A 25,171-nucleotide genomic window follows, 5' to 3' on the forward strand; every position below is an offset into this window, starting at 1 on the left:
CCTAACGCAGCTTCAAGGTGGAAAGGCCGACGATGGCCAGGATCATGGCGATGATCCAGAACCGGATCACCACCGTGGGCTCGGCCCAGCCCTTCTTTTCGAAATGATGGTGCAGCGGCGCCATGCGGAAGACCCGCTTGCCCGTCAGCTTGAACGAGGCGACCTGGACGATCACCGAAACGGTTTCCAGAACGAACAGCCCGCCAACGATGGCCAGCACGATCTCATGCTTGGTCACCACCGAGACGGCGCCCAGGGCTCCGCCCAGGGCCAGCGAGCCGGTATCGCCCATGAACACCATGGCCGGCGGGGCGTTGAACCACAGGAAGCCGACGGCGGCGCCGACGATCGCCCCGCAGAACACCGCCAGCTCGCCGGTGCCCGGCACATGCTGGATCTGCAGATAGTTCGAAAAGATGATGTTGCCGACCAGATAGGCGATCAGCATGAACACCCCGGCGGCGATCATCACCGGCACGATCGCCAACCCGTCCAGGCCGTCGGTCAGATTGACGGCGTTGGAGGCGCCGACCATGACGAAGGCGGCGAAGGGCAGGTAGAACCAGCCGAGATTGAAGGTCAGATCCTTGAAGAACGGCAGGGCGAGGCTGCTCGCCTGATCGCCCTGGCCGAGCAGCATGATCCACAGCCCGGCGATCACCGCCATGCCGACCTGGGCGACCAGCTTGAGCCGGCCCGACAGACCTTTGGTGTTGCGCTTGGTCAGCTTCAGATAGTCATCGGCGAAGCCGATGGCCCCATAGCCCAGGGTGAGCAGCAAGACCGCCCAGACATAGCCCTTTGACAGATCGGCCCACAGCAAGGTGGCGACGCCGACGCCCAGAAGGATCATGATGCCGCCCATCGTCGGCGTGCCCTTCTTGGTCAGGTGGCTTTCCGGTCCGTCGCTGCGGATCGGCTGGCCTTCGCCTTGCTTGCGTTTGAGCCACTCGATGATGCCGGGGCCAAAGACGAAGGCGACGAGCATAGCCGTCATCACCGCGCCGCCCGTCCGGAAGGTCAGGTACCGGAAGACGTTGAGCGCGCTCACTTGCGCGGTGAGTTCGGACAGGAAGTACAGCATTCCCTGGTGTTCCGCTTCCCAGCAGGGGGTTAATCAGGGCGTGTCGGCGGCCGAAAGGCCCGCCTCCGCGCGGCGATCGAGAGCCAGCAGGGCCGTGACGGTCCTGCTGACGAGGCTTCCCTTCGACCCTTTGACCATCACCACGTCGCCCGGGCGCAGGGCCGCGAGAACCAGGGGTGTCAGGGCATCGGCGTCGGGCGCATGGCCGCCGCGCCGACTGGCGGGCAGCGCGTCGTGAAGATGCGCCATCAGGGGGCCGGCGGTATAAACCAGATCAATGCCCCGTTCCACGCTGATCTTCGCCAGATCGGCGTGAAGCTTCGCGGCCTGGGGACCCAGCTCGAGCATGTCGCCAAGCACGGCGATGCGCCGGCCGCGGGGCCCCGGGCGGGTCATCGACAAAGTGGTGAGGGCGGCGATGACGCTCTCGGGACTGGCGTTATAGGCGTCGTCGATCACCTGGATGGCGCCATCCCCACCCAGGCTGACGCTTTGGCGCCGGCCCCGGCCGCGCGGCGGGACCACATTGGCCAAGCCGTTGGCGGCGCTGTGGATGTCAAGACCCAGGGCGCGGACAACCGCCAGCACGCCAAGGCTGTTGAGCGCCCAATGGCGACCTTCAACGGCCATGCGATAAGCCAGGGGGTCGTCGCCGATCAGGGCGAAGACCGCCGTGCCATTGGCGTCGACGGCGCAGTCGAGCACCCGGGCGTCGGCGCCGATGTGATTGCCAAAGCTGAGGGTCTTATCGATGCCCCGGGCGGCGGCGGCCCGGCGCAGGCGTTCGAAGAAGCGGTTGTCGCGATTGAGGACGACGGTGCCGCCGGGCTCGACGCCTTCCAGGATCTCGGCCTTGGCATCGGCGATGGCCTCGACCGAATCGAAGAACTCCAGGTGGACGGCGGCGACATTGGTGATGATCGCCACATGGGGGCGGGCGAGGCGGGCCAGCGGCCCCAATTCGCCCGGATGGTTCATCCCCAGTTCGATCACCGCCAGATCGGTGTCGGCGGGCATGCGGGCCAGGGTCAGCGGCAGGCCGAAATGGTTGTTGAGATTGCCCTCGGTCGCATGGACGCGGCCGAAGCGGCCAAGCGCCTGGGTCAGCATCTCCTTGGTGCCGGTCTTGCCCAGGCTGCCGGTCACGCCGACCAGCTTGCCGGCGAAGCGGGCGCGGCTGGCCCGGGCCAGGGCCCACAGACCCTCGAGGGTATCTTCGACCACCAGCAGGCGGTCGGTGGCGATGCCGGCGGGGATGCGCGAGACCAGGGCGGCGCTGGCTCCGGCAGTCAGGGCGGCCTCGACATGGGCATGGCCATCGGTTCGTTCGCCGGCCAGGGCGATGAATAGATCGCCGGCGACGACGGCGCGGCTGTCGATGCAGACGCCGGTCGCCGTCCACGCGCCGCTGGCGGCAATGCCAAGCGCGGCGGCGGCGGTGGCGGCGGTCCACAACACAAGGGGAGTGGCGCGCTCGGCTGGCAGGGGCGAGGTTTTCATGCGTCGGCCTCCCCAACGGCGGCGCGGGCGTGATCGGCATCGACGAAGGGATGAACCACGGTGCCGATGGTCTGGCCGGTTTCATGGCCCTTGCCGGCGATCACCAGCAGGTCGTTTGGTCCAAGCAGGGCGACGCCTGCGCGGATGGCGGCGTCGCGGCCGTCGATCTCGATCGCGTCGGGGCAGCCAACGCGGGCTTCGGCGCGGATGGCGGCCGGATCCTCGCTGCGCGGATTGTCATCGGTCAGGATCGCCACATCGGCGCCCTCGGCCACGGCGCGGCCCATCAGCGGCCGTTTGGCGCGGTCGCGGTCGCCGCCGCAGCCGAAAACGCAGACCAGCTTGCCCCGGCAATGGGGGCGCAGGGCCCGCAAGGCGGTGACCAGACCGTCGGGAGTATGGGCGTAATCGACGTAGACCGGGGCGCCCGAGGCCCGCCGCGCCACCATCTCCAAGCGGCCCGGCACGCCTTCCAGGCTGGCCAGGGTCGCCACGGCGGCGTCGACCGGCGCGCCGGTGGCGATCGCCAGTCCCAGGGCGCAGAGCACGTTCATCGCCTGGAAATCGCCGACCAAGGGCAACAGCACGCTATGGTGCCGGCCAAAAAGCTCGAGGTCCAGGCTCTGGCCATGGGCCTTGGCGCTGACGCCGGCAAGGCGCAGGGTCTTGGCGCTCCGGCCGTAATCAAGCACGCTTTGGCCTCGGTCGCGGCAGAGCGCGGCCAGGGTGGGGAACGCCGGATCGTCGGCATTGAGCACGGCCACACCCTCGCGCCCCAGAACCTCGCCAAACAGCCGGGCCTTGGCCGCCAGATAGGCGTCCATGGTGTGGTGATAGTCGAGATGGTCGCGGGTCAGATTGGTGAAGGCGGCAGCACTCAGGCGCACGCCGTCAAGGCGGTATTGATCCAGGCCATGGGACGAGGCCTCCATCGCCAGGGCGTCGACCCCGGCTTCGGTCATCTCGGCCAGCATTTTGTGCAAAGACACCGGATCGGGGGTGGTCATGCTGCCGGCCCGCCGATAAACGCCGCTTTCGGCGCCGAGCGTCCCCAGGCTGGCCGCCGTCCGCCCCAGGCGGTCCCAGATCTGACGGGTGAAGCTGACGCTCGAGGTCTTGCCGTTGGTACCGGTCACCGCCACCACCGTGGCCGGTTGGGCGCCGGCGAAGGCGGCGGCCATGCGGGCGAAGGCCTGGCGGGGATTGGCCGCGGTGACCAACGCCGCCGGGGCGTCAGGGGGCAGGGCCGTTCCCTCGGGCGCCAGAACGGCGCTCGCCCCGGCCGCGAGGGCGGCGGGGATGAAGGCGCGGCCGTCGGCCTTGACCCCGGGCAGGGCGGCGAACAGCCAGCCCGGCGCCACCGCCCGGGAATCGGCCGTCAGCCCGGCGATCGCCAAACCAGGATGGCCGCCCAGGCCAGGGTGGCCGCCCAGGGCGGCCCGCGCCGGAACGGCGCCGATCAGATCATCGAGATACACCGCGTCCCCCTTCGGGCTCGGCAAAACGCAGGCCCACCTGCTGGACAAGCTGGGGACCGAACTGAACGGCGGGATCGCCGCGCACGGGTTGCACTCCAAGAAGCGGGGCGATTTCGGCAATCATGCGGCCGACCGTCGGCGTGGCGTTCCACCCGGCGGTCCGATAGCCATAGGTGCCCTTGACCGCCTTGGGATCATCAAGCATCGCCATCACCACGTAGCGCGGCTTGGTCATCGGAAAGACGCCGACGAACGAGGTACGGACGGCGCTTTTGGAATAGCCGCCGCTCGCCCCCTCCTTTTCGGCCGAGCCGGTCTTGCCGCCGATGTAATAACCTTTGACGTCGGCGTTCTTGCCCGACCCGGCTTCGACCACCAGACGCATCAGGGCGCGCATGGCCGTGCTGTTTTGCGTGGTGAGAACCTGCTTGCCCGCCGGGGTGGTCTCGGGGCTGCGCAGCAGCAGCGTCGGCGGACGGAGCAGGCCGCCATTGACCAGGGCGGAAACGCCGGTGACCAGATGCAAGGGGGTGACCGACAGCCCGTGACCAAACGAGATGGTCATGGTGCTGACTTCGCGCCACGGATTGGGAACCAGCGGCCGGCCGACCTCGGGGATCTCGAAGGGGATGGCGTCAAGCAGCCCCATCCGCCCCAGGAACTCGCGCTGGCGGTCGGTTCCCACCGCCACCGCCATGCGCGCCGAGCCCAGGTTGGAGGAATACATCAGGATTTCGGGGATGCTGAGCCAGCGTCCCTCGGGATGGAAATCGGTGATGGTGAAGCGCGAAATGCGGATCGGATTGCGGGCGTCGAAGCTTTCCGACAGCTTCAGGCCGGCATCGAGCGCCAGGGCCGTGTTGAACAGCTTGAAAGTCGAGCCCATTTCGAACACGCCGAGCGTCGCCCGGTTGAAGCGGGCGTCCTCGCTGGCCGCGCCGATCTTTTCGGGTTCGTAGTCGGGCAGCGATACCATCGCCACCACCTCGGCGGTCTCGACATCCATCACCAGGGCGGCGCCGCCGATCGCCTGGAAATGGTCGATGCTGTCTTGCAGGGCGCGGTGAATGGCGTGCTGCACCCGGATGTCAAGCGACAGCCGCAGCGGCAGGTCCGAACTCGTCAGCTTGCTTTCGAAGGCCTTTTCCAGACCGGCGATGCCGTTGTTATCGACATCGGTGGCGCCGACGACATGGGCGACCAAGCGGCCGGCCGGATAGACCCGGCGCTCGGAGCGTTCGAAATGCAGCCCCGGGATTCCCAGGTCGTTGACCGATTGCTGTTCCGACGGCGTGAGGTTGCGGCGCAGATAGATGAAGGCGCGGCCGGGAACCATCTTGTTCGTCAGATCGGCCACCGTCAGTTCCGGGAACAGGGTGGGCAGAACGGCGATGGCGCGCAGGCGGTCGCGCTCGGGGATGGCGCGGGTATCGGCGTAAAGATTGACCGTGGGCAGATTGGTCGCCAGCACCAGACCATTGCGATCGACGATGTCGGCGCGGGCCATGCGGGTTTCGATCGGCGTGTCCTCGGCCGAGACCACCGCCACCGGCTCGCCCGGACCGCGCACGACCATCAACTGCACCAGCCGGCCGCCGATCACCGAAAAGGCCAAACCGAACAGGCAGGCCGCGACCATCAGCCGCATGCGGCCGGTTTCAATGCCCTGGTGGACGACGCCTTCCAGATCGGCTCCCCGGCCCCGCTCGGCCGTGCGGTCGAAGCGGATTTCCGCCCCCGGATAGACGAAGCGTTTTTCCCGCCGATTTTTGAGCAGGGCGATCATTGCCCGCCGCCCGCTTTGGCAAGCTTGGTCAGGATCGGTTTGACCGTGGGCACGGGGGTGACGGTGACCCGGCCGCCGCCGGCGGCGCGGGCCTGTCCCGACACCGTCGTCGCGCCGTTGGGAAGCGAGGCCATCGGCACGTTGCCCGGGGCCGGCGGCTCGGTCTTTGGCGCGGGCGCGGGCAGGGGGGCGGGACGGTTGGGCAAGCTGGCCACGGTCACATACTGCTCGGGGCGGATCGGCTGAAGCCCAAGATGATCGGTCGCCAGGCGGTCCAGGCGGGTCGGATCGTTCAGGAAGCTCCACTCGGCGCGCAGCACATGCATGCTCTCGGTGGTCCGGCGGATATCGGCATGGAGGCGGGCCAGTTCCTTTTCCTTGGCATCGACCTCATAGGCGACCATGAACAGCGCGGTGCCGATGCCCATGATCAACGCGGCCCAGATGATGTGGATGGGGCGGATCATCGCTGACCTCCGGGGGAAACCGTCCAGGCGGGAAATTCGGTGCGTTCGACGGCGCGCAGCCGGGCCGAGCGGGACCGCGGGTTGACCCGGGTCTCGGCGTCGAGCGGCTTGACGGCGCGGCGCGAGACGGCCTGGAAACTGGGGGGAGGATTGCCCGCTCCGGCGTTCGAGGCCTGGGGCAGGTGGCGGCTGACGCCCTCGCTTTCGCCGCAGCGCTGGCGGACGAACGCCTTGACGATGCGATCCTCAAGCGAATGAAAGGCCACGACCACCAGCCGGCCACCGGCGCGCAGCAGGCGTTCGCTGGCGCCAAGGGCGCGTTCAAGCTCGCCCAGCTCGTCGTTGACGACGATGCGCAGCGCCTGGAAGCTGCGGGTGGCGGGATCGATGCCATCGCGGCTTTTGCGGACGACGCCGCGGATGACGGTGGCCAGATCGGCGGTGCGCGAGAACGGCGTCTCGGCGCGGCGTTCGACGATGGCATGGGCGACCCAGCGTGATTTCCGCTCTTCGCCGTAGTGGTAGAGGATATCGGCGAGGCGGTCCTCGTCGAGGGTATTGACCAGATCGGCCGCCGTCTGCCCCTGCTGGCCCATGCGCATGTCGAGCGGGCCGTCCTTCTGGAAGCTGAAGCCGCGCTCGGCCTGATCGAGCTGCATCGACGAGACGCCAAGATCCAGGGCGACGCCGTCGATCCGGCTGATGCCCTCGGCGGCCAGCAGCTGTTCCATGTCGCCAAAGCAGCCCGAAAGCAGGGTGAAGCGGCCGGGGAACTCGGCTTCCAGGGCGGCGCCGCGCACGCGGGCGGCCGGATCGCGGTCGATGGCGATCACCCGGCAGTCGGCGCGCTCGAGCAGGCCACGGCTATACCCGCCGTTGCCGAAGGTGCCATCGACATAAAGGCCGTCGGCATGGGGCTCGAGGGCGCTTAGCACCTCGTCGAGCATCACCGGGAAATGGGGGGTGAGGGCGTTCATGCGCCGGCACCCTGGGACGCGGAGGCCCGCGGCTTGCGGCCGCGCGAGGCTTCCAAGGCCGTTGGGTTCCAGATCTGGAAGACCCGGCCAAGACCGACGAACACCGCCGTCTCGCCGATTCCGGCCTGGGCCAGCAGATCGGCGGGGACGACGACGCGGCCGGTGGGATCGAAGGGCAATTCCTCGGAGTCGGACAAGATGTCGTAGATGCGCTCAAGCGACGGCGTCTGAGTCCCCTCGTCGAGGAGATCCGGGGTGGCCTCGGACAATCGTTCCAGGCGGTCCATGCCATAACCCTCAATGCAGCCGCGCTCGCGGTCGGGGCGAACGACGATGGTGGTGTACTCCGCAGCTTGAAGCACGGCGCGAAATTTGGCCGGAACGGAAACCCGCCCCTTCCTGTCGACCTTGTTCTCGTAGGTGCCGATGAACGGCTTCATGACGGCGGCAGCCTCCAGAAACATCCGACTTCCCCGGATCCTGCCTTGGCGTCGCTGGTGGCGTGGGGGGCGAACCAATACTGGGGTCTATATGGTATCTCATGGGAATTCATGGGCGTCAATGGGCGGGCATGGAACCGCACAGGAAACAGCCGAACAAAAAAGTTGCGATTCGCCCGATACCAAGTATTGGGCGCCTCGCGAAGGGCGGCTTGATGCATAAAGGAAAAGACGAAAGAGACTCGCAAGCGCCGTTATTTGTTCTTTTTATGTTCTCGCTGCGCTGCGGTATGGGGGTCTGGGACCCCGGGTCCCCCGGCCAAAAGGGGTGAAAAAGAACCGCCAGACGGCCTGTAAGCCGGGTTCTGTCCACGCCGGCCGTATCCCGCAAGGGACGCGACGACGGGGATGGCCATTCATCTGGGACGCCCGTTACCGGACGCCTCGCGCGATACTACCCGGACGGCGGCGCGGAAACGCCGCTTGCCCCGGAAAACCGGGGCGTGCCGTCCCTATTCGATCTTGCTCCCGGTGGGGTTTACCATGCCCTCCCCGTTGCCGGGCAGGCGGTGCGCTCTTACCGCACCCTTTCACCCTTACCGGCCGTATAGGCCGGCGGTTTGCTCTCTGTGGCACTTTCCCTAGGGTCGCCCCCGCCGGGCGTTACCCGGCACCGTGTTCCCGTGGAGCCCGGACTTTCCTCCCCCCGACGGTCCATCGGGGGTGGCCCGGGGACGATGACGGAGAGCGGCCATCCGGCCGACTGGCGGTCGAAGGCGACCTTAATGGGCTTGAACGTCACGGGCAAGAGCCTTGATTAGCCAAAGCGTTTCCGAGTCGATACGACCATCGAGGCGCTTTGGGCGGAAGTGACGCTGAAAGGCGAGAACAGTGGCTTGTAAGGAACTGATATCATAGCCTATTTGTTCAAGAAGGCAGGCCGCTTCGCCCTCGGTCGCGTCAACCGTCTCCGGGCGGACGCCCAAGGGTGGGGGCGGCCAGCGGCCGATGCCGTTTGAGGCGAGTCTCTGCCAGTCGAACAGTTCTCCCGGGTCCTCCTTGCGGGTCGGGGCGACATCGGCATGGCCGACGACATGGGCCGCGGGGATGGGATGGCGCTCCAGAATACCCCGGCCAAGGGCGATCAGGGTGGTCATCTGGGCCTCGGGGAAGGGGCGGTAGCCGAATTCGTGGCCGGGATTGACCAATTCGATGCCGATCGAGCGGGCATTGACCCCTGGGCGGCCGCCCCAGGCCGAGACGCCGGCGTGCCAGGCCCGGCGGCGTTCCTCGACCAGCTTATAGGCCGTTCCATCCTCGTCGATCAGCCAGTGGGCGCTGACCTGGGCCTGGGGATCGAGGAGGCGCGCCAGGGCCGCCTGCGCGCTGGGCATGCCGGTGTAATGGATCACCAGCATGTCGATGATCTGCCCGGGCGGGCGGTCATCGGCATTGGGCGAGAGGGCCTCGATAACCGGGAAATCCGGGGGGGCGGGACGGCTGGCCACGGGCCTTCAGCGCCCGGCCCGGGCCTTGGTCAGGGTCTCGTAGGCGGCGTTGATGGTCGCCATTTTCTTGTTGGCGAGATCGACGAAATCGGGGGGCATTCCCTGGGCGACCAGGGTGTCGGGATGGTTCTCGCGAACCAGCTTCAGATAGGCCGAGCGGATGGCGCCATCGTCCATTTCCCGTGTGACGCCAAGGACTTCGTAAGGATCAGGCTCGGAAGAGGAATGGGTCGCGCGCACCCGGTCGAAGTCGCGGGGCGGCAGGCCGAACAGATCGGCGACCTTGTGCAGGAAGGCGATTTCCGAGGGGTGGAGCCGCCCGTCGGCCTGGGCGATGACGAACAAAGCGCCCAGCAGTTCCTCGAGGATTTGCGGGCTGTCGGCGAACATCCTGGCGATCTGCCGGGCATAGGCCTCGTAGCCGTCGGGGCTTTTTTTCGCCTCGTCGAAGATGCGTCCGACCGCCGCCATGTCCTGGGGCGGGATGCGGAAGGCGCGCTTGAAGGCGCTGATCTCCTCGCGGGTGACGGCGCCATCGGCCTTGGCCATCTTGGCCGACAGGGCGACGACGGCGACGGTGAAGGCCATCTGGCGCGCGGCATCATTGGCCCGCTCGAAAGCCGATCCGACCTTTACGCCTTCCGAAGGGCCGTAAACCTCCTGGCCCTCCTCGCGCATCTTGTCATAGGCATGGCCGGCGGCCGCGCCAAGAACGGCGCCAAGCGGCCCGCCGATGATGAACCCGCCGACACCGCCGACGATCTTCCCGAAGATGCTCATATCCGGTGCGTCTCCAGCCTTCGATCAAACCGCGTTAAAGCGAAATTTTTGATCAGGATTCAATAAGTTAGAGTGACGAAGTCGCCGAGGGGCGGTGCCCCCTTCCGCCAGCCGCTGCAGACGGGAAAAAAGCATAGCGCCCCGTGGGAGGAAGGCAAGCCAACGCTTTGGGCGAAGGGCGTTTTTTCGCGCGCTCGCCGAAGGGGTGTTATCGACGGCCAAGGTCGAGGGCGTGGGTGGCCCTTGCTTCGCCGGTGATCGGCCGGAAGCCGTAGCGCTCGTAAAGGCGGGCCGCCAGCGGATTGACGGTATGTAGCCGTAAGCGCCGCCAGCGCGGTCGGGCGCGGGCTAGGCAAGCCTGGAGCAGCCTTTCCGCCAGACGGCGATTGCGCCCATTGGGGTGTATGTATATATACCTAAGGCGTCCGGTATCAGGGTCCGCGACATGGGGGTCGGCGCTGAGGCAGGCCATTCCCAAGGGGATACCTCCGTCTTGTTCTTTAGCCCAAGCCACGAAAAGCCCTTCTCCCGCGTCAAGGAAAGGTCTTTCTCGCCAACAGGTTGGGAAATCACCCACCCATTCATAACCCTCGGTTACCCCATCGGCCACCAGCGACAGCAGCGGGGAGGGCAAGACCGGATCGGTCCAAGGGGTGATAAATGTTTCTGATCCGAAAGAATATGGCTGGAGGAGGGATGTCATCCTTTAGTCCTCTGTCTATACGCTATACTACGGCTAATCTTGTGGGGCCTCTCCTATTTCTTACAAAGACTGCTCTGTACCAGGGGGCCTCCGAGGGCTTTTTCAACGGCTTCGAAGGGGAGTAGGGCGCAGGAATGCCTGCTTGGGGTTGAGGAAATGGCCGAGAACATCTCGAGAGTAGCCCAGGGAGCACCCGGAGGGGGGGTGTTTTTCTTGAGCATCGCCCGCAAATGGCGGGCGGCTTCGGCGATATCGCAGGGATGTAGACCGGGCGCGGCCTCGGCAAGGACGGTGGCGGCGGCTTCGACCAGCAGGCAGCCGCGCGCCCGGACGGTGGCGGTGGCGATGCGGCCATCCTCGCCTAAAACCAGATCGATGCTGACCTCGTCGCCGCAAAACGGGTTGTCGCGGTGAACGTGGAAATCGGCGTGGGTGGGGGTGGGACCGCGCGGCGTTCGCGCCGCCGCGGCGATCAGCGCGTCGTTGAAAAGCGCCTCGATCTTCGGTGTCATCGCAGGGCTTCCACGAACACCTGGATCCGCCCGCCGCACGACAGCCCGACATCCCAGGCCCGTTCGCTCGATACCGAGAAATCGAGGATCTTGGGCGTGCCTTCGGCGATCACCTCCATCGCCTCGGCGATCACCGCGCCTTCGATGCAGCCGCCCGAGACCGAGCCGACAAAGGCCCCCTTGCTGTCGACGACCAGCATCGAGCCGACCGGCCGGGGCGAACTGCCCCAGGTCGAGATCACCGTGGCCAAGGCCACCCGCCGACCCTGGCCCAGCCAGATCTCGGCTTCCCTCAGGGGATCCCCCTCGGGCTCAAACCCCCCGGCACTGATGGCAGACGGCATGGCGGTCATCCTTTATCCCTTGTGGCGGGCCGTAGGGTGGGGCGCTTCGCCAAGATTGGCGCGGATCGCTAAGCTGGCAAGGGCGGATAAATTCTCTGGACCGGCCCATGGAAAACCCCGGCGACCATCGCCACGTGCACTCCACAGCCAAAATTCCCCCGGATCCAAGGGGGGAGGGCGGACCGGTCGGTCCCCATGGGGCGCGACGGCGGACCCGCGACGATAAAAGACGATAAAAGGGAGGCGTTCGCATGCCCATGGTTTCCATGACGGTAAATGGCGAAGTCGTATCGGGCGAGGTTGAAACCCGGACCCTGCTGGTGGATTTCCTGCGTCACACCCTTGGCCTGACCGGCACCCACGTTGGCTGCGACACCAGCCAGTGCGGCGCCTGCGTCATTCATATGAATGGCGTGGCGGTCAAAAGCTGCAGCGTTCTGACGGTGATGGCCGAAGGGGCGGAGATCCTCACGATCGAGGGGCTTTCGGGCAACGGCCCGGGTGACGCGCTTCATCCGATGCAAGAGGCCTTCCGCGAGCACCATGGCCTGCAATGCGGCTTCTGTACCCCCGGCATGGTGATGACGGCGCTTGATCTGGTCGCGCGCGATCCCGATCCCGACGAGGCGGCGATCCGCCGGGGCCTGGAAGGCAACATCTGCCGCTGCACCGGCTATCACAATATCGTCAAGGCGGTGCGAGAGGGCGCCTCGCGCCTGCGCGAGGCCGGCCGCGCCGCCGCCCAATAGGCGCCTTTGGCGATCGAGCCGTCGTTTCCGCGCCCATTCCCCGCCCGATACCCCCTAAGGGAGGGTTAGTCTATGCCCAGCGATTCAGCGACCGTGACCGATCTGCAGAGCGCCGCCCAGCGCAGCGGCATCGGCGTATCCGTGCGCCGCAAGGAAGACCGCCGCTTCCTGACCGGCCAGGGCACCTATACCGATGATATCGTCCGCCCGGGCATGGTTCATGCCTTCCTGCTGCGCTCGCCCCATGCCCATGCCCGCATCGCCGCCCTCGATGTCGGCCCGGCCCGCGCCGCCAAAGGGGTGCTCGCCGTGTTCACCGGGGCCGATATGGCCGCCGACAAGGTGGGGTCGATCCCCTGCGGCTGGGCGGTCGCCAATAAGGACGGCACGCCGATGGCCGAACCGCCCCATCCGGCGCTGGCGGTCGATCGGGTCCGTCACGTCGGCGATGCGGTGGCCGTGGTCATCGCCCGCACCCTGGCCCAGGCCAAGGACGCCGCCGAGCTGATCGAGATCGATTATCAGGATCTTCCCGTCGTCGTCGATCCGGCCCAGGCCCTGAACAGCCCGGCCATCCACGATCAGGCGCCGGGCAATCTGTGCTATGACTGGGAGATCGGCGACGCCGCCGCCGTCGAGGCCGCCTTCGCCCGCGCCCATCACATCACCCGGCTGGATCTGATCAACAACCGCCTGGTGCCCAACGCCATGGAGCCGCGCAGCTATATCGGCGAATATGACCGGGCGACGGGGGAATACACCCTGACCACCACCAGCCAGAACCCCCATGTCATCCGCCTGCTGATGGGCGCCTTCGTGCTCAACATCCCCGAGCACAAGCTGCGCGTCGTCTCGCCCGATGTCGGCGGCGGCTTCGGCTCGAAGATCTATCATTACGCCGAGGAGGCCATCGTCACCTGGGCGGCGCCCAAGGTCGGCAAGCCGATCAAATGGACCTCGGACCGCTCGGAGGCCTTTTTGTCCGATGCCCATGGCCGCGACCATGTCAGCCATGCCGAACTGGCCCTGGCCGAGGATGGCACCTTTCTGGCGCTGAAGGTCGACACCATCGCCAATCTCGGCGCCTATCTGTCGACCTTCTCGACGGCGGTGCCGACCTATCTATATGCGACGCTGCTGGCCGGGGTCTATCGCACGCCGGCCATCCATTGCCGGGTGCGCAGCGTCTTTACCAATACGGTGCCCGTCGACGCCTATCGCGGGGCGGGGCGGCCGGAAGCCACCTATCTGATCGAGCGCATCGTCGACAAGGCCGCCCGCGAGATCGGCATGGACCGGGTGGCCTTGCGCCGCAAGAACTTCATCCCCGCCGATGCCTTCCCCTATCAAACGCCCGTCGCCTTGCAATACGACAGCGGCGATTACGAGGCGACCTTGGGCAAGGCCCTGGTGCTGGCCGATGTCGAGGGCTTCGCCGCCCGGCGGGCCGAGGCGGAGGCGCGGGGGAAGGTGCGCGGCCTGGGCTATTCCACCTATCTGGAGGCGTGCGGCATCGCCCCCTCGGCGGTGGTCGGCTCGCTGGGCGCCCGGGCGGGCTTGTTCGAATGCGCCGTGGTCCGCGTTCATCCCACCGGCAGCGTCACCGTGCTGACCGGATCGCACAGCCACGGCCAGGGCCATGAAACGACCTTCGCCCAGTTGGTTTCCGACACCCTGGGGCTGCCCATCGAAAATGTCGAGATCAGCCATGGCGACACCAATAAGGTGCCCTTTGGCATGGGCACCTATGGCTCGCGCTCGCTGGCCGTGGGCGGCGAGGCCTTGATGAAGGCCATGGGCAAGGTGGTGGACAAGGCGCGCAAGATCGCCGCCCATGCCCTGGAGGCCGCGGTCGAGGATGTGGAGTTCAAGGACGGCAGCTTCACCATCGCCGGCACCGACAAGGCGATGACCTTCGCCCAGGTCGCGCTTACCGCCTATGTCCCCCACAATTTCCCCCATGACCAGCTTGAACCGGGGCTTGAGGAACAGGCCTTCTACGATCCGATGAACTTCACCTATCCCGGCGGCTGCCACATCTGCGAGGTCGAGATCGACCCGCAAACCGGCGTAGTCGAGGTCGTGGCGATGACGGCGGTCGATGATGTCGGGCGGGTGATCAATCCGATGATCGTTCACGGCCAGATCCATGGCGGACTGGCCCAGGGCATCGGTCAGGCGCTGATCGAGGGCTGCGCTTACGACGCCAACGGCCAGTTGGTCACCGGCAGTTTCATGGATTACGCCATGCCGCGCGCCGACCGCCTGCCCAGCTTCCGCGTCGATAACGCCGTTACCCTTTGCGCCCATAACTCGCTGGGGGTGAAGGGCTGCGGTGAGGTCGGGGCCATCGGCAGTCCGCCCGCCGTCATCAACGCCGTGCTCGACGCCCTGGCGCCCTTGGGCGTGAGCGATATCGCCATGCCGGCCACGCCCTTCCGGGTTTGGCGGGCGATCGAGGCGGCGCGCGCCGCCGCCCAGTAGCGTCGTTCCAGCCCTCGCCAAACCGAAGGTGATGCTATGTATGTCTTTGATTATCACCGCCCGAACTCGCTGGCCGATGCCCATGGCCTGCTGACCGCGCGCGAGGACGCCAAGATCCTGGCCGGCGGCATGACCCTGATCCCCACCCTCAAGCAGCGTCTGGCCCAACCCAGCGATCTGATCGATCTCAGCGCCTGTCCGGGGTTGAGCGGCATCACCCTGGCGGCCGACAGCCTGACCATCGGCGCCATGACCTGCCACGCCGCCGTGGCGGCGAACCCCCAGGTGATCGCCGCCCTGCCGGCGCTGGCCAGCTTGGCTGCGGGGATCGGTGATCCGGCGGTGCGCAATCGCGGCACGCTGGGCGGCTCGATCGCCAATGACGATCCGGCCGCCGATTGGCCGGCCGCCTGCCTGGGGCTGGGCGCCACCATCCTTACCGACAGCCGGGAAATCGCCGCCGAGGATTTCTTTCTCGGCCTCTTTGAAACCGCGCTCGAGCCGGCCGAGATCATCACCGCCGTGCGCTTTCCGCTGCCTTTGGCCGCCGCCTATGCCAAATTCGACCAACCGGCCTCGCGCTTCGCCCTGGTCGGCGTTTTCGTCGCCCGCACCGCTGCGGGAAGCCGGGTGGCGGTGACCGGCGCCTCGCAAGAGGGGGTGTTCCGCGCCGGCGATCTGGAAAAGGCCCTTGATCGGGATTTCTCGGCCGCCGCCCTGGAGGGGGTGAGAGTCTCGCCCGCCCGGCTCAATGAGGATATCCACGGCGATGGCGCCTATCGCGCCCATTTGATCGGGGTGATGGCCGGGCGGGCGGTGAGCGCCTGCCAATGACGGTGCCGCGCCCGATCGATCGCCGGTCCGGGGATCTGCCCGTCGATGTCGACGCCACCGAGGCCCTGTTGGCCGGCGGTGGCTATCTGGCCGAACGCGCCCTGTCGACGGCGCTGTTCCTCGCCCTGTCCCTGGGACGGCCGCTGTTTCTGGAAGGCGAGGCCGGGGTCGGCAAGACCGAGGTGGCCAAGGTCCTGGCCGAAACCCTGGGGCGGCGGCTATTGCGCCTGCAATGCTACGAGGGGCTTGATCTGGCCCAGGCGGCCTATGAATGGAACTTCGCCCGCCAGATGCTGGAGATCCGCCTGGGCGAGGCGAGCGGTGAGTCGCGCGAGCGCCTGGAGGCCGGGCTGTTTTCCGAGCGCTTCCTGATCAAGCGGCCGCTGCTTCAGGCCCTGGAGGTCCACGAGGGCGGGCCGCCGGTGCTGCTGATCGACGAGCTCGACCGCGCCGATGAACCCTTCGAGGCCTTTTTGCTCGAGGTTCTGGCCGATCATCAGGTCAGCATTCCCGAAATCGGCGTGATCCGCGCCGCCCAACCGCCGCTGGTCATCCTGACCTCGAACCGCACCCGCGAGATCCACGACGCGGTCAAACGCCGCTGCTTCTATCACTGGGTCGATTATCCCGATGCCGCCCGCGAACTGGCGATCCTGCGGCGCAAGGCCCCCGAGGCGCCCGAGGCCCTGTCGCGTCAGATCGTCGCCTTCGTTCAAAAGATCCGCTCGATGGATCTGTTCAAGCCCCCCGGCGTCGCCGAAACCATCGATTGGGCCCAGGCGCTGACCCGCCTTGATAAGCTGGCCCTCGATCCCGAGACGATCAACGACACCCTGGGCACCTTGCTGAAGTACCAAGAAGACATCGGCCGCCTGCGCGGGTCCGAGTCCGCCCGGGTGCTGGCGGCGGTGCGTGAGGGCGCGGCGGAGGCGGGAAGGTGAGCGGCGAGCGGCCGCCCCCGGCCAATCTGGTGATGGCGACGGCCGATGGCGGGCGTCTGGCGGAAAATATCGTGCATTTCGCCCGGGTTCTGCGCGGGGCGGGGATGGCGGTCGGCCCCGGGCGGATCGCCGACGCCCTGGCCGCCCTGGCGGTGGTCGGGGTTGGCAGTCGCACCGACTTCTATTGGACCTTGCACGCGGTGTTCGTCAGCCGGCGCGATCAGCGGACGGTGTTCGATCAGGCCTTCCATCTGTTCTGGCGCGATCCCGATCTGCTGCGCCAGTTGCTCGGCCTGCTGCTGCCCACCAGCCCGGAGGCGCCCGAAGATTCCGGCCTGTTGCCCCGGGTGGCCGAGGCCCTGGCCCGGCGCGAGCGCCCGGAGGCGCCGAAGGATCCCGAGGCGCCCGAAGAGATCACCGTCGATGCGGCCCTGAGCTTTTCGCCGGTCGAGGCCCTGGCGACCAAGGATTTCGAGAAGATGACCGCGGCCGAATACGCCGAGGCCAAGCGTGCCGCCCGCGCCCTGGCCCTGCCGGTGGCCAAGCGCCGCTCGCGCCGCTGCCGTGCCGATCCCGGCGGATCGCGCCTGGACCCGCGCGCCAGCTTGCGCGCCCTGGTCCGCCAGGGGGGGGATTTGATGAAGCCCTGCTATCGCAAGCCGCGCCAGGAGCCGCCGCCGCTGGTCGTGCTTTGTGATATTTCGGGCTCGATGGAGCGCTATGCGCGGATCTTGCTGCAGTTCATCGTCGGGCTGGCTGGCGAGCGCCAGCGCCTGGGGGTCTTTCTGTTTGGCACCCGCCTGACCAATGTCAGCCGGGGCCTGCGCGAGCGCGACGCCGATGCCGCCGTGGCCCGGGTGGCGGCGGCGGCCAGCGACTGGGCCGGGGGAACGCGCATCGCCGCCTGCCTGCGCGCCTTCAACCGCGACTGGTCACGCCGCGTGCTTGGCCCCGGGGCGGTGGTGCTGCTGATCACCGACGGCCTTGACCGTGACGACCCCGAGGTTCTGGAGACCGAGGTCGCCCGTTTGGCACGATCGTGCCATTGCCTGTTGTGGCTGAACCCTTTGCTGCGCTACGACGGATACCAACCCCGGGCCCGGGGGGCGCGGGCGCTGATCGGCCATGTTCACGGCCACCGTCCGGTTCATAATCTGACCAGCCTTGCCGATCTGGCCTCGGCTTTGGCTTCGGGCGGGATCGCCGGGCGCGGTTGGGCGGCGAGCGGAAGGGCGGAGAGGCGATGGACCGGAGCCTTCTAGAACGACTGAACAAGGCGCGCGCCGCCAAGCGGCCCGCCGTTCTGGTGACGGCGCTTGACGGCGGTGCCCAGGCGCTGATCATCGATGGCGCCCCGGCCGGCGGCACGCTGGTGCCCGAAGACGCCTTGGCGCAAGCCCTGGCCGAGGGGGCGACCGGCGAGATCGAGCTGGCGGAGCGGCGCTATTTCGTCCAGGTCTTCGATCCGCCGCGGCGGCTGTTCCTGATCGGCGCCGTTCACATCGGTCAGGCCCTGGCGCCGATGGCGGCGATGGCCGGCTTTGGCGTGGTGATCATCGATCCCCGGCGGGCCTGGGCGACGGCCGAGCGTTTCCCCGGCGCCGTGCTCGATCCGCGCTGGCCCGACGAGGCCCTGGCCAGCCATGGCCTGGATCGCCGCTCGGCGGTGGTGACGCTGACCCATGATTCCAAGATCGATGATCCGGCGCTGGTCGTCGCCCTGCCGAGTGCGGCCTTCTATGTGGCGGCCTTGGGCAGTCCGCGAACCCACGGCCAAAGGGTGGAGCGGCTGACCCCGAAGATTGGCGCGGCGGCTTTGGCCCGGCTCAAGGCCCCGGCCGGCCTGGATATCGGCGCCTCCACCCCGGCCGAGATCGCCGTTTCGGTATTGGCCGAGATGATCCTGGCCCTGCGCGGCGCCAAGGCGGCCCGACCGCCCAAGGATGCCCGGCCATGAGATTCGGTCCCGTCGCCCTGAGCGCGGCCAAGGGCGCCCTGCTTGCCCATTCGCGCAAGGCGCCGGGCTGGACCCTGGCCAAGGGCACGCGGCTTGGCGACGAGGATCTGGCGCTGCTCGCCGGTTTGGGGGTGGCGGAGGTGGTGGTCGCCCGCCTCGATCCCGGCGATGTTCACGAGGACGAGGCGGCGGCGCGGGTGGCGGCGGTCCTGCTCGGCCCGGGGCTGACTCTGGGCGACGCCTTTACCGGTCGGGCCAATCTGTTCGCCGGCGGCGACGGCCTGTTGCGCCTGGATGCGGCCCGGTTCGATCGCCTGAACGCCCTGTGCGAGGGCCTGACGGTGGCGACGCTCCCGCCCTTTGCCAAGGTGGCGCCGCGCCAGATGGTGGCGACGGTGAAGATCATCCCCTTCGCCCTGCCCGAAACCGTCATCGCCCAGGCCGAAGCCCTGCTGGCCGGCGCCCCCGCCCTGGAGGTCGCGCTGTTTCGGCCGATGCGGCTGGCGCTGATCCAAACCCATCTGCCCGAAACCGCCGGCAAGATGCTCGATAAGACGGCAAGCGTCACCGCCGGGCGGATGGCCGCCCTGGGCGGCGGTCTGACCGTGGACCGGCGCTGCCCCCACGACACCCGGGCCCTGGCCGCCTGCCTGTCGGCGGTGAGCGCCGAAAAGGACGTCGATTTGATCGCCGTCGCCGGGGCCTCGGCCATCGTCGATCGCGGCGATGTCATTCCCGCCGCAATCACCCGCGCCGGGGGGCGGGTCGACCATCTGGGGATGCCCGTCGATCCGGGAAATCTGATTTTGCTTGGGGAGTTGGCCGGGCGGGTGGTGCTGGGGCTGCCCGGTTGCGCCCGCTCGCCGGCGATCAACGGCTTTGACTGGGTGCTCGACCGGTTGTGCGCCGGGCTGGCGGTGGGCGGCGCCGATCTCATGGCCATGGGTGTGGGCGGCCTGCTCAAGGATACGACGGCGCGGACCCAGCCGCGCATGGCCGCTGTCACGCACCCGTCGCCCGCCGCGCCGCCGCGCCTCGGCGCCCTGGTGCTGGCCGCCGGGCTGTCCCGCCGCATGGGCGGGGTCAACAAGCTGCTGCTCGACTGGCGCGGCAAGCCGCTGGTCGCCCATGCCGTCGATACGGTGCTGGCCGCCGGTCCGGCGGCGGTGGCGGTGGTCATCGGCCATCAGGGCAAGGCCGTGCGCGCCGCCCTGGAAGGCCGCGCCATCGCCCTGGTCGAAAACCCCGATCCCGGGCGCGGCTTGGGCTCCTCGCTCAAGCGCGGGCTGGCCGCCTTGCCCGCCGATCTTGATGGGGTGATCGTTTGCCTGGGCGATATGCCCGGATTGACGCCGCGTCTGCTATCCCGGCTGATCGCCGCCTTCGCCCCGCTCGAAGGACGGGCGATCTGCCTGCCGACCTTTGGCGGCCGGCGCGGCAATCCGGTGCTGTTCGCCGCCCGCTTTCTGCCCGAGATGATGGAGATCACCGGCGACATCGGCGCCCGCCCGGTGATCGCCGCCCATCCCGATCAGACCTGCGAGGTGGCGATGGACGCCCTGGCCGAGGGCGCGTCCGTGCTGATGGATGTCGACACGCCCGAAGCCGCCAAGGCGCTGCTGAGCGCCGGGGGCTGAAGCTCCGCGCCGTCGCGCGGGGCGCAGACCTCGGCGGTGATCGCCCCCAGGCGGGCCTTGAGATCGCCAACGAAGGGATTGGCCTCGGTGATGGTGCGAAACAGCGCTTCCGAATCGCGATCGACCGTATGGACCATGCGCATCAGGTGATCGAAGGTGCCGGTCGCCAAGCTCATCTCGGGCACATCAAGCTTGGTGACGATGCGGGCGAGCAGATGGGTCAGCCCCTGGACATAGGCCATCTGGCGATCATGCTCGACGGCGCTGACCCGGTGGACGGCCAGCCCCAGCCGGCGCGCCAGGAAGGCAGCCACCCGGTCTTCGGCCTTGGCTCCGGCCGGACCGTGACCCGGGCAGACGGCCACCCGCAAATCCTTGATGCCCTTGGCGCCGCTCGCCGGTCCGAACAAAGGATGGGTGCCGACGACGATGACGCCGGCGGGCAGGATGCGTTCGAGCACGGCCATCGGCTCGACTTTAAGCGAGCAGACATCGACGACCAGGGCGCCCGGGCGCAAATGGGGGGCGATCGCCGCCGTCACCTCGGCCAGCACCGCCACCGGCACCGCCGGGATGACGATGCTCGCCGCCGCCGCTTCGGCCAGGGTGGCCGGAAGCACGCCAAGCGCCAGGGCGCGCGCCGCGCCATCGCGAGCCGGATCGTGACCCAGGATATGGAAGAAGCGCGACAGGTGGGGCACGCAAAAGGCGCCGAAGGCCCCCAGGCCGATCAGCCCCAGGGTGGGCTTGGCGGCAAGGCCGCTCGGACGGCGGACGGCGAGGGGAGTTCCGGCCGGGGCCGGGCGATGGAAGCGGGGATGGTCGGCAAGGAAGGCCGTTTGGCCCATGGGAAGTCCTCCTTCAGGGAAGAACCCCGCGGAGGGCCGGTCCAAAAACGCGAGATGCCGCTCCGCGGCGGCATCTGGAAACAACAAAGCTGGTTCCGGCCACCCTTATGGGGACGGCCAGTAATAAGAGGGCGCAAACAAGAGGGCGCCAATGGGGGCGATCTGGATCATGGGCCAAACCCTATCCCCGCCCGCCGCCCAGGGCAAGGGTGAAAATGACCGTCTGACGCGCAGCGGTCCCGCGGGCTGCCATCGCATCCTTTTACCGTAAAAGCGGGAACCCCCAGGGCGCGTGGGCGTTTCCCAGCCACCCTATTCACCGGGTTCCAGGAGAGTTCCGTAATGGCGCAGTCGAGCAATAGCACCCATGAACCCCTCGAGGTGCTGAAGGAAGAGACCGTCAATCGCCACCGGGCGATCGTGTCGGTCATGGAGGAACTGGAAGCCGTCGATTGGTACGACCAGCGCGTCGATGCCTCGACCGATCCCGAGTTGACGGCGATCCTCGCCCATAATCGCGACGAGGAAAAAGAACACGCGGCGATGACCCTGGAATGGTTGCGCCGCAATGATGCGAAATGGGCCGAGCATCTGCGGACCTATCTGTTCACCGAGGGGCCGATCACCGCGATCGAAGCCGCCGATACGGCGGGCGAGGGATCGGGCGGCGACGCGGCTAAGGGGGCGACGGCCCAAGGCGATGGATCGCTGGGCATCGGCAGCCTGAAGGGCGAAGCGGCCCTAGCCCGTCCACCCCGGTTGTAAGCCAGTCTGTCCATTTTTTGTGATGTCTGGCGCGGAGATGACCGCCGCCGGACTCCTCCCCCTTATAATGATGTGTTCGAGGATTCCATGAACGATCTGATGCGTGACTTGGCGCCGATCTCGGCCAAGGCCTGGGCGGAAATTGAAACGGAAGCGCGCGGGACCCTGACGGTCACCCTGGCGGCGCGCAAGGTGGTGGACTTCAAGGGACCGCTGGGCTGGGACGCCTCGTCGGTGTCCTTGGGGCGGACCGAGGCTTTGGCCGAGGAGCCCAAGGCGGCGGGAAGCGCCGCCGTGGTCACGGTGCGCAAGCGCGCCGTTCAGCCGCTGATCGAGCTCTGCGTGCCTTTCACTTTGAAGCGCGCCGAGTTGGAGGCGATCGCCCGCGGCGCGTCGGATGCCGATCTTGATCCGGTGATCGAGGCCGCCCGCGCCATCGCCATCGCCGAGGACCGCGCCGTGTTCCACGGCTTCGCCGCCGGCGGCATCACCGGCATCGGCGAAGCCTCGGCCGAGCATGCCCTGGATCTGCCCGCCGACCTCGCCGATTTCCCCGGCGTGCTGGTGCGCGCTCTGGCGGTGCTGCGCGATCGCGGCGTCGATGGCCCTTACGCCCTGGTGCTGGGCCGCACCGTCTATCAGCAGCTGATGGAAACCACCACGCCGGGCGGCTATCCGGTGCTTCAGCACGTGCGCCGGCTGTTCGAAGGCCCGCTGATCTGGGCCCCGGGTGTCGATGGCGCGATGCTGATCAGCCAGCGCGGCGGCGATTTCGAACTGACCGTTGGCCGCGATTTCTCGATCGGCTATCACGATCACGACGCCCAGTCCGTGCATCTTTATCTGCAAGAAAGCATGACCTTCCGCTGCCTTGGCCCCGAAGCCGCCGTGCCGCTGCGTGGCCTGTCCCAGGCCGCCACCAAGGCATAAGCATCTTCTTGAAAAAAGGTGTTGCCAGGACGGTCGGGACAGCGTAAAACCCCGCCCTCCGCAGCACCCGCGTCCCCATCGTCTAGCGGTCCAGGACGTCAGCCTCTCACGCTGAAAACAGGGGTTCGATTCCCCTTGGGGACGCCAGTGCTTCCGGCTTCCAATGCAAAACCCCCGCCCTCCGTGGCGGGGGTTTTGCGTTGGAGGGCTTGTGACGGCCGGGGGCAGGGGGCAAGTTGTCCTATAAACAGGACAGGGGGTGCCATGCGTGTCGTGACGTTCTCGGAAGCTCGCAACAGCCTCAAGGCCACCCTTGACCGGGTCGTTGAGGATGCGGATTACACGGTTATCGCCCGCCGCGATGCGCCCGACGCCGTAGTGATGTCCCTCGACACCTTCAACAGCCTGATGGAAACGGTCCACCTGCTGCGCTCGCCGGCCAATGCCGCCCATCTGGCCCGCTCCATCGCCCACTATCGCCAGGGCCAAGTCGCGGCGCGCGATCTGGTCGATAATGAATAGGGGGCTTTCCCGCCTCGTGTGGACCGAGGCGGCTTGGGACGTAGGTCGGAGCGCGTTCGGCTACATTAATGCCGTATGTGTGGGCTCTGCGTGATTCCGAAAAAAGGCGAAAAAGGGGTCCGAAAAAAGGGGTTAGACCCCTTTTTTATGCTTCCGGGTGCGGGGGGGAGGCGGAGATCGCCTATCCGGGTCTGCGGGTGGGGCGAGGATGAAGGTTATGCTACGGCCACTTGAGGTATGGCTTGAGGGTGGTTTGGAGTTCGGTAAGCGCCTGACTAGCGTTCACGCCGATCTCTTCCAAGGCAGAAACCATTTTCTTCGGGTCAATATCATCGGTATCTCGTGGCCCACGTTTTTCGAGGTGAGGGGCTCCGGTAAGGAAGATCTGCGCCTCTTTGACGTAGGCTATGAGGTTGCCGAACGGCCTGTGTGCATCAGGAACCCGGTGGCACTTTCTCTCCACGGACTTCAGAATTTTGAGTGCCTTTCCAATGTTCTCTCGGACACGCCGAAAGTTCTCTGGGGAGTCGTCCTCCTGGAGGGATTCAATGTCCATGAGATTGACAGCTTCATATGCTTTGTCGTTGAGGGTATGCGCGGAGTAATGACTCTCTCGCCGCCAGATACGCTTGATGTTCAGTTGACCTATCCAGAGCGTCAGAAGCGCGACTGCCAGCGCGACAAAGGCGGCCAGTGCCGATGCGTAGTTGGGAAGGGTGCCGGGTGTAAGCCAGTCACCGCCGATCCAGCATGGAAAAACCAATGTACCACCGCCAAGAGCGAAAATAGCTCCTCCACCCAGTATTGCTCCGAAGCAGATCAGAGCGGCGGCGCGACCTGGGTTGATGGCGGGTGGACGAACTCCCATGGATGTCTCCGTTGGTATGATCATCCACTGTGGAGTAACCCTGTTGGGTTGTCCACGCAGATCGTGCTCGCCGCCGCTCTTGCTCTGCTCGTTCAATTGCCCACCACAGATCCCCGGAGATGGCAGGCCAGTCACTTTTAAAGAAAAAGAAAAAGGGGTCGGACCCCTTTTTATAGGACGGAACCTCTTTTTAGGTGCGCCAGGGCGTATGAAGAGGTGTCACGCAGAATTGCCTGCTGGTGCTTTGACAGGGCAAGTCATGGCGGAAATTTGAAGGGTTAAGGTTTTTGGTGTTCGGAGTCTTCTGCGACCCATTGCTCCACCATGTCTACTACGAGTGAGATCGTAAAGTCGACCGGCATCTCAGGAAGTCGCTTTGACGCAAACCGCCGAACTTCTTTGACGAAAGCTTCTATCTCTAAGGTGTCATACTCGTCTCTGAATACAAGTTGCCGGTGTTTCTGGACAAGGATATGACGAAATTGCTCGGCTTCTCGAGTGATCCGCGCGATTAGGCGCTGGGCGAGAGCCTCTCTCTCGATACGTTTGCTCCGCAGGTCATCTAACAGCTTGGAAGTTGAGCGTCTGCCAAAAACTTTGAAGAGAACTTCAAATGGAGTTGCGCCGGTGACAAATTCATTCTCACCAGTGGACAGAAATTCCAAAGGAACTTTGAAAATGAAGGGGGTTATAGTGTTCGCGGGGTGATAATAAAGTGGGTCATCAAGGGTGATGCTATCGACTGTCACGGAAAAGTATGAACATGTATCATTCCACGTTTTTTCATCATATATCCGAACTAAATTTACTGTATGTGCTCTAATTGGAAATTCGACGCAGTTGTTTTTCATTAGGGCTGCCATTGTTTCCTGAGTTTGCTTATCGATCAGGACTCGATTTTCGGCTAGGTCGAGGTGCGGCTGTACGTCGCCTCCGCCGACCAGAGTTTCTACTCGATCTCTGGCAAGGGTTTTGAGCCGTTGGCGACGCTGCTCTGGGGTTTCTATCGTTTCCTTTGTCATGGCGGGCTCGTGCGGTTGATGTCTCTGTCTATTAT

Annotated in this window: 25 protein-coding genes, 1 tRNA gene and 1 other RNA gene; 11 read left to right on the forward strand and 16 right to left on the reverse strand. The window is 66.5% G+C overall.

The annotated features are described in order from the left end of the window. Position 1 precedes the first annotated feature (1 nt). From mraY to RRU_RS05035, 13 genes are all read right to left on the reverse strand, one after another. Positions 2–1,084 (reverse strand): phospho-N-acetylmuramoyl-pentapeptide-transferase, encoded by a 1,083-nt coding sequence (gene mraY, locus RRU_RS04975; protein ID WP_011388708.1) that lies wholly within the window; start codon positions 1,082–1,084, stop codon positions 2–4. Positions 1,085–1,117: 33 nt separating this feature from the next. Then, on the reverse strand, positions 1,118–2,584 hold the full coding sequence (locus RRU_RS04980; protein ID WP_011388709.1) for a UDP-N-acetylmuramoyl-tripeptide--D-alanyl-D-alanine ligase: 1,467 nt from the start codon (positions 2,582–2,584) through the stop codon (positions 1,118–1,120). Next, positions 2,581–4,062, reverse strand: a complete 1,482-nt coding sequence (locus RRU_RS04985; RefSeq protein ID WP_011388710.1) for a UDP-N-acetylmuramoyl-L-alanyl-D-glutamate--2,6-diaminopimelate ligase — start codon at positions 4,060–4,062, stop codon at positions 2,581–2,583. The genes RRU_RS04980 and RRU_RS04985 overlap by 4 nt, the downstream gene beginning before the upstream one ends. After that, positions 4,049–5,848, reverse strand: a complete 1,800-nt coding sequence (locus tag RRU_RS04990; protein WP_011388711.1) for a peptidoglycan D,D-transpeptidase FtsI family protein — start codon at positions 5,846–5,848, stop codon at positions 4,049–4,051. Before RRU_RS04990 ends, RRU_RS04985 begins: the two co-directional genes overlap by 14 nt. After that, positions 5,845–6,315 (reverse strand): cell division protein FtsL, encoded by a 471-nt coding sequence (ftsL, locus tag RRU_RS04995; protein WP_011388712.1) that lies wholly within the window; start codon positions 6,313–6,315, stop codon positions 5,845–5,847. The genes RRU_RS04990 and ftsL overlap by 4 nt, the downstream gene beginning before the upstream one ends. Continuing rightward, positions 6,312–7,292 carry a 16S rRNA (cytosine(1402)-N(4))-methyltransferase RsmH gene (gene rsmH, locus RRU_RS05000; protein ID WP_011388713.1) on the reverse strand — a complete coding sequence of 327 codons (981 nt, stop codon included), beginning with the start codon at positions 7,290–7,292 and terminating at the stop codon, positions 6,312–6,314. The genes ftsL and rsmH overlap by 4 nt, the downstream gene beginning before the upstream one ends. Next, positions 7,289–7,756 (reverse strand): division/cell wall cluster transcriptional repressor MraZ, encoded by a 468-nt coding sequence (locus RRU_RS05005; RefSeq protein ID WP_011388714.1) that lies wholly within the window; start codon positions 7,754–7,756, stop codon positions 7,289–7,291. The genes rsmH and RRU_RS05005 overlap by 4 nt, the downstream gene beginning before the upstream one ends. Positions 7,757–8,070: 314 nt before the next feature. Further along, positions 8,071–8,499, reverse strand: an RNA gene (gene rnpB, locus RRU_RS05010) — RNase P RNA component class A. A gap of 15 nt (positions 8,500–8,514) precedes the next feature. Continuing rightward, entirely contained in the window at positions 8,515–9,240 is a 726-nt protein-coding gene (locus RRU_RS05015; protein WP_011388715.1) for an N-acetylmuramoyl-L-alanine amidase, read from the reverse strand. 6 nt (positions 9,241–9,246) lie between these two features. Continuing rightward, entirely contained in the window at positions 9,247–10,020 is a 774-nt protein-coding gene (locus tag RRU_RS05020) for a TerB family tellurite resistance protein (RefSeq protein ID WP_011388716.1), read from the reverse strand. A gap of 208 nt (positions 10,021–10,228) precedes the next feature. Continuing rightward, a complete protein-coding gene (locus RRU_RS05025; protein WP_011388717.1) occupies positions 10,229–10,723 on the reverse strand; it encodes a GNAT family N-acetyltransferase in 495 nt (164 codons plus the stop codon). A 53-nt stretch (positions 10,724–10,776) separates the two neighbouring features. Continuing rightward, a complete protein-coding gene (locus tag RRU_RS05030; RefSeq protein ID WP_011388718.1) occupies positions 10,777–11,235 on the reverse strand; it encodes an iron-sulfur cluster assembly scaffold protein in 459 nt (152 codons plus the stop codon). Beyond that, complete coding sequence (locus RRU_RS05035; RefSeq protein ID WP_011388719.1) at positions 11,232–11,588, reverse strand: XdhC family protein; 357 nt, start codon at positions 11,586–11,588, stop codon at positions 11,232–11,234. Before RRU_RS05035 ends, RRU_RS05030 begins: the two co-directional genes overlap by 4 nt. 242 nt (positions 11,589–11,830) lie before the next feature. Here RRU_RS05035 and RRU_RS05040 point away from each other — a divergent pair, with 242 nt between their 5' ends. The 7 genes from RRU_RS05040 to RRU_RS05070 all read left to right on the forward strand — a co-directional run bounded on the left by RRU_RS05040 (position 11,831) and on the right by RRU_RS05070 (position 20,181). Continuing rightward, positions 11,831–12,328, forward strand: a complete 498-nt coding sequence (locus RRU_RS05040) for a (2Fe-2S)-binding protein (RefSeq protein WP_011388720.1) — start codon at positions 11,831–11,833, stop codon at positions 12,326–12,328. A 72-nt stretch (positions 12,329–12,400) separates the two neighbouring features. Beyond that, on the forward strand, positions 12,401–14,812 hold the full coding sequence (locus RRU_RS05045) for a xanthine dehydrogenase family protein molybdopterin-binding subunit (protein WP_011388721.1): 2,412 nt from the start codon (positions 12,401–12,403) through the stop codon (positions 14,810–14,812). 36 nt (positions 14,813–14,848) lie between these two features. Continuing rightward, positions 14,849–15,646, forward strand: a complete 798-nt coding sequence (locus tag RRU_RS05050; RefSeq protein WP_011388722.1) for an FAD binding domain-containing protein — start codon at positions 14,849–14,851, stop codon at positions 15,644–15,646. Continuing rightward, positions 15,643–16,587, forward strand: coding sequence for an AAA family ATPase (locus RRU_RS05055; protein WP_011388723.1), 945 nt, complete (start codon positions 15,643–15,645; stop codon positions 16,585–16,587). The genes RRU_RS05050 and RRU_RS05055 overlap by 4 nt, the downstream gene beginning before the upstream one ends. Next, the gene (locus tag RRU_RS05060) at positions 16,584–17,849 is read left to right on the forward strand and encodes a vWA domain-containing protein (RefSeq protein ID WP_011388724.1); all 1,266 of its coding nucleotides are present in this window, start codon (positions 16,584–16,586) and stop codon (positions 17,847–17,849) included. Before RRU_RS05055 ends, RRU_RS05060 begins: the two co-directional genes overlap by 4 nt. Beyond that, the gene (locus tag RRU_RS05065; RefSeq protein ID WP_014626068.1) at positions 17,831–18,544 is read left to right on the forward strand and encodes an XdhC family protein; all 714 of its coding nucleotides are present in this window, start codon (positions 17,831–17,833) and stop codon (positions 18,542–18,544) included. Before RRU_RS05060 ends, RRU_RS05065 begins: the two co-directional genes overlap by 19 nt. Continuing rightward, on the forward strand, positions 18,541–20,181 hold the full coding sequence (locus RRU_RS05070; protein ID WP_011388726.1) for an NTP transferase domain-containing protein: 1,641 nt from the start codon (positions 18,541–18,543) through the stop codon (positions 20,179–20,181). The genes RRU_RS05065 and RRU_RS05070 overlap by 4 nt, the downstream gene beginning before the upstream one ends. Here the strand turns inward: RRU_RS05070 and RRU_RS05075 are convergent. After that, on the reverse strand, positions 20,076–21,029 hold the full coding sequence (locus tag RRU_RS05075; RefSeq protein ID WP_011388727.1) for a prephenate dehydrogenase: 954 nt from the start codon (positions 21,027–21,029) through the stop codon (positions 20,076–20,078). The two genes, RRU_RS05070 and RRU_RS05075, sit on opposite strands and share 106 nt — an antisense overlap. A 342-nt stretch (positions 21,030–21,371) precedes the next feature. On the opposite strand from RRU_RS05075, the gene RRU_RS05080 reads away from it, so the two are divergent. From RRU_RS05080 to RRU_RS05095, 4 genes are all read left to right on the forward strand, one after another. Continuing rightward, entirely contained in the window at positions 21,372–21,794 is a 423-nt protein-coding gene (locus RRU_RS05080; RefSeq protein WP_011388728.1) for an encapsulin-associated ferritin-like protein, read from the forward strand. Positions 21,795–21,881: 87 nt separating this feature from the next. Then, positions 21,882–22,724, forward strand: coding sequence for a family 1 encapsulin nanocompartment shell protein (locus RRU_RS05085; RefSeq protein ID WP_011388729.1), 843 nt, complete (start codon positions 21,882–21,884; stop codon positions 22,722–22,724). 71 nt (positions 22,725–22,795) lie between these two features. Then, a tRNA-Glu gene (locus tag RRU_RS05090) sits at positions 22,796–22,871 on the forward strand. Between the two features lie 117 nt (positions 22,872–22,988). Beyond that, entirely contained in the window at positions 22,989–23,246 is a 258-nt protein-coding gene (locus RRU_RS05095; protein WP_011388730.1) for a type II toxin-antitoxin system Phd/YefM family antitoxin, read from the forward strand. Between the two features lie 220 nt (positions 23,247–23,466). Here RRU_RS05095 and RRU_RS05100 read toward each other — a convergent pair whose 3' ends face one another. Continuing rightward, positions 23,467–24,114: a hypothetical protein gene (locus RRU_RS05100; protein WP_014626070.1), complete on the reverse strand. Its 648-nt coding sequence runs from the start codon at positions 24,112–24,114 to the stop codon at positions 23,467–23,469. A gap of 278 nt (positions 24,115–24,392) precedes the next feature. Next, positions 24,393–25,136, reverse strand: coding sequence for a hypothetical protein (locus RRU_RS05105; protein WP_148265471.1), 744 nt, complete (start codon positions 25,134–25,136; stop codon positions 24,393–24,395). Between the last annotated feature and the right edge of the window lie 35 nt (positions 25,137–25,171).

The sequence above is a fragment of the Rhodospirillum rubrum ATCC 11170 genome (assembly GCF_000013085.1).
Lineage (GTDB): Bacteria > Pseudomonadota > Alphaproteobacteria > Rhodospirillales > Rhodospirillaceae > Rhodospirillum > Rhodospirillum rubrum.

Bases quoted from the DNA above. Each gene is read 5' to 3' on its own strand.
- mraY (WP_011388708.1), bottom strand. From the start codon at position 1,084: ATGCTGTACTTCCTGTCCGAACTCACCGCGCAAGTGAGCGCGCTCAAC.
- RRU_RS04980 (WP_011388709.1), bottom strand. From the start codon at position 2,584: ATGAAAACCTCGCCCCTGCCAGCCGAGCGCGCCACTCCCCTTGTGTTG.
- RRU_RS04990 (WP_011388711.1), bottom strand. From the start codon at position 5,848: ATGATCGCCCTGCTCAAAAATCGGCGGGAAAAACGCTTCGTCTATCCG.
- ftsL (WP_011388712.1), bottom strand. From the start codon at position 6,315: ATGATCCGCCCCATCCACATCATCTGGGCCGCGTTGATCATGGGCATC.
- rsmH (WP_011388713.1), bottom strand. From the start codon at position 7,292: ATGAACGCCCTCACCCCCCATTTCCCGGTGATGCTCGACGAGGTGCTA.
- RRU_RS05005 (WP_011388714.1), bottom strand. From the start codon at position 7,756: ATGTTTCTGGAGGCTGCCGCCGTCATGAAGCCGTTCATCGGCACCTAC.
- RRU_RS05020 (WP_011388716.1), bottom strand. From the start codon at position 10,020: ATGAGCATCTTCGGGAAGATCGTCGGCGGTGTCGGCGGGTTCATCATC.
- RRU_RS05025 (WP_011388717.1), bottom strand. From the start codon at position 10,723: ATGACATCCCTCCTCCAGCCATATTCTTTCGGATCAGAAACATTTATC.
- RRU_RS05030 (WP_011388718.1), bottom strand. From the start codon at position 11,235: ATGACACCGAAGATCGAGGCGCTTTTCAACGACGCGCTGATCGCCGCG.
- RRU_RS05035 (WP_011388719.1), bottom strand. From the start codon at position 11,588: ATGACCGCCATGCCGTCTGCCATCAGTGCCGGGGGGTTTGAGCCCGAG.
- RRU_RS05040 (WP_011388720.1), top strand. From the start codon at position 11,831: ATGCCCATGGTTTCCATGACGGTAAATGGCGAAGTCGTATCGGGCGAG.
- RRU_RS05045 (WP_011388721.1), top strand. From the start codon at position 12,401: ATGCCCAGCGATTCAGCGACCGTGACCGATCTGCAGAGCGCCGCCCAG.
- RRU_RS05050 (WP_011388722.1), top strand. From the start codon at position 14,849: ATGTATGTCTTTGATTATCACCGCCCGAACTCGCTGGCCGATGCCCAT.
- RRU_RS05055 (WP_011388723.1), top strand. From the start codon at position 15,643: ATGACGGTGCCGCGCCCGATCGATCGCCGGTCCGGGGATCTGCCCGTC.
- RRU_RS05065 (WP_014626068.1), top strand. From the start codon at position 17,831: ATGGACCGGAGCCTTCTAGAACGACTGAACAAGGCGCGCGCCGCCAAG.
- RRU_RS05070 (WP_011388726.1), top strand. From the start codon at position 18,541: ATGAGATTCGGTCCCGTCGCCCTGAGCGCGGCCAAGGGCGCCCTGCTT.
- RRU_RS05075 (WP_011388727.1), bottom strand. From the start codon at position 21,029: ATGGGCCAAACGGCCTTCCTTGCCGACCATCCCCGCTTCCATCGCCCG.
- RRU_RS05080 (WP_011388728.1), top strand. From the start codon at position 21,372: ATGGCGCAGTCGAGCAATAGCACCCATGAACCCCTCGAGGTGCTGAAG.
- RRU_RS05085 (WP_011388729.1), top strand. From the start codon at position 21,882: ATGAACGATCTGATGCGTGACTTGGCGCCGATCTCGGCCAAGGCCTGG.
- RRU_RS05095 (WP_011388730.1), top strand. From the start codon at position 22,989: ATGCGTGTCGTGACGTTCTCGGAAGCTCGCAACAGCCTCAAGGCCACC.
- RRU_RS05100 (WP_014626070.1), bottom strand. From the start codon at position 24,114: ATGGGAGTTCGTCCACCCGCCATCAACCCAGGTCGCGCCGCCGCTCTG.
- RRU_RS05105 (WP_148265471.1), bottom strand. From the start codon at position 25,136: ATGACAAAGGAAACGATAGAAACCCCAGAGCAGCGTCGCCAACGGCTC.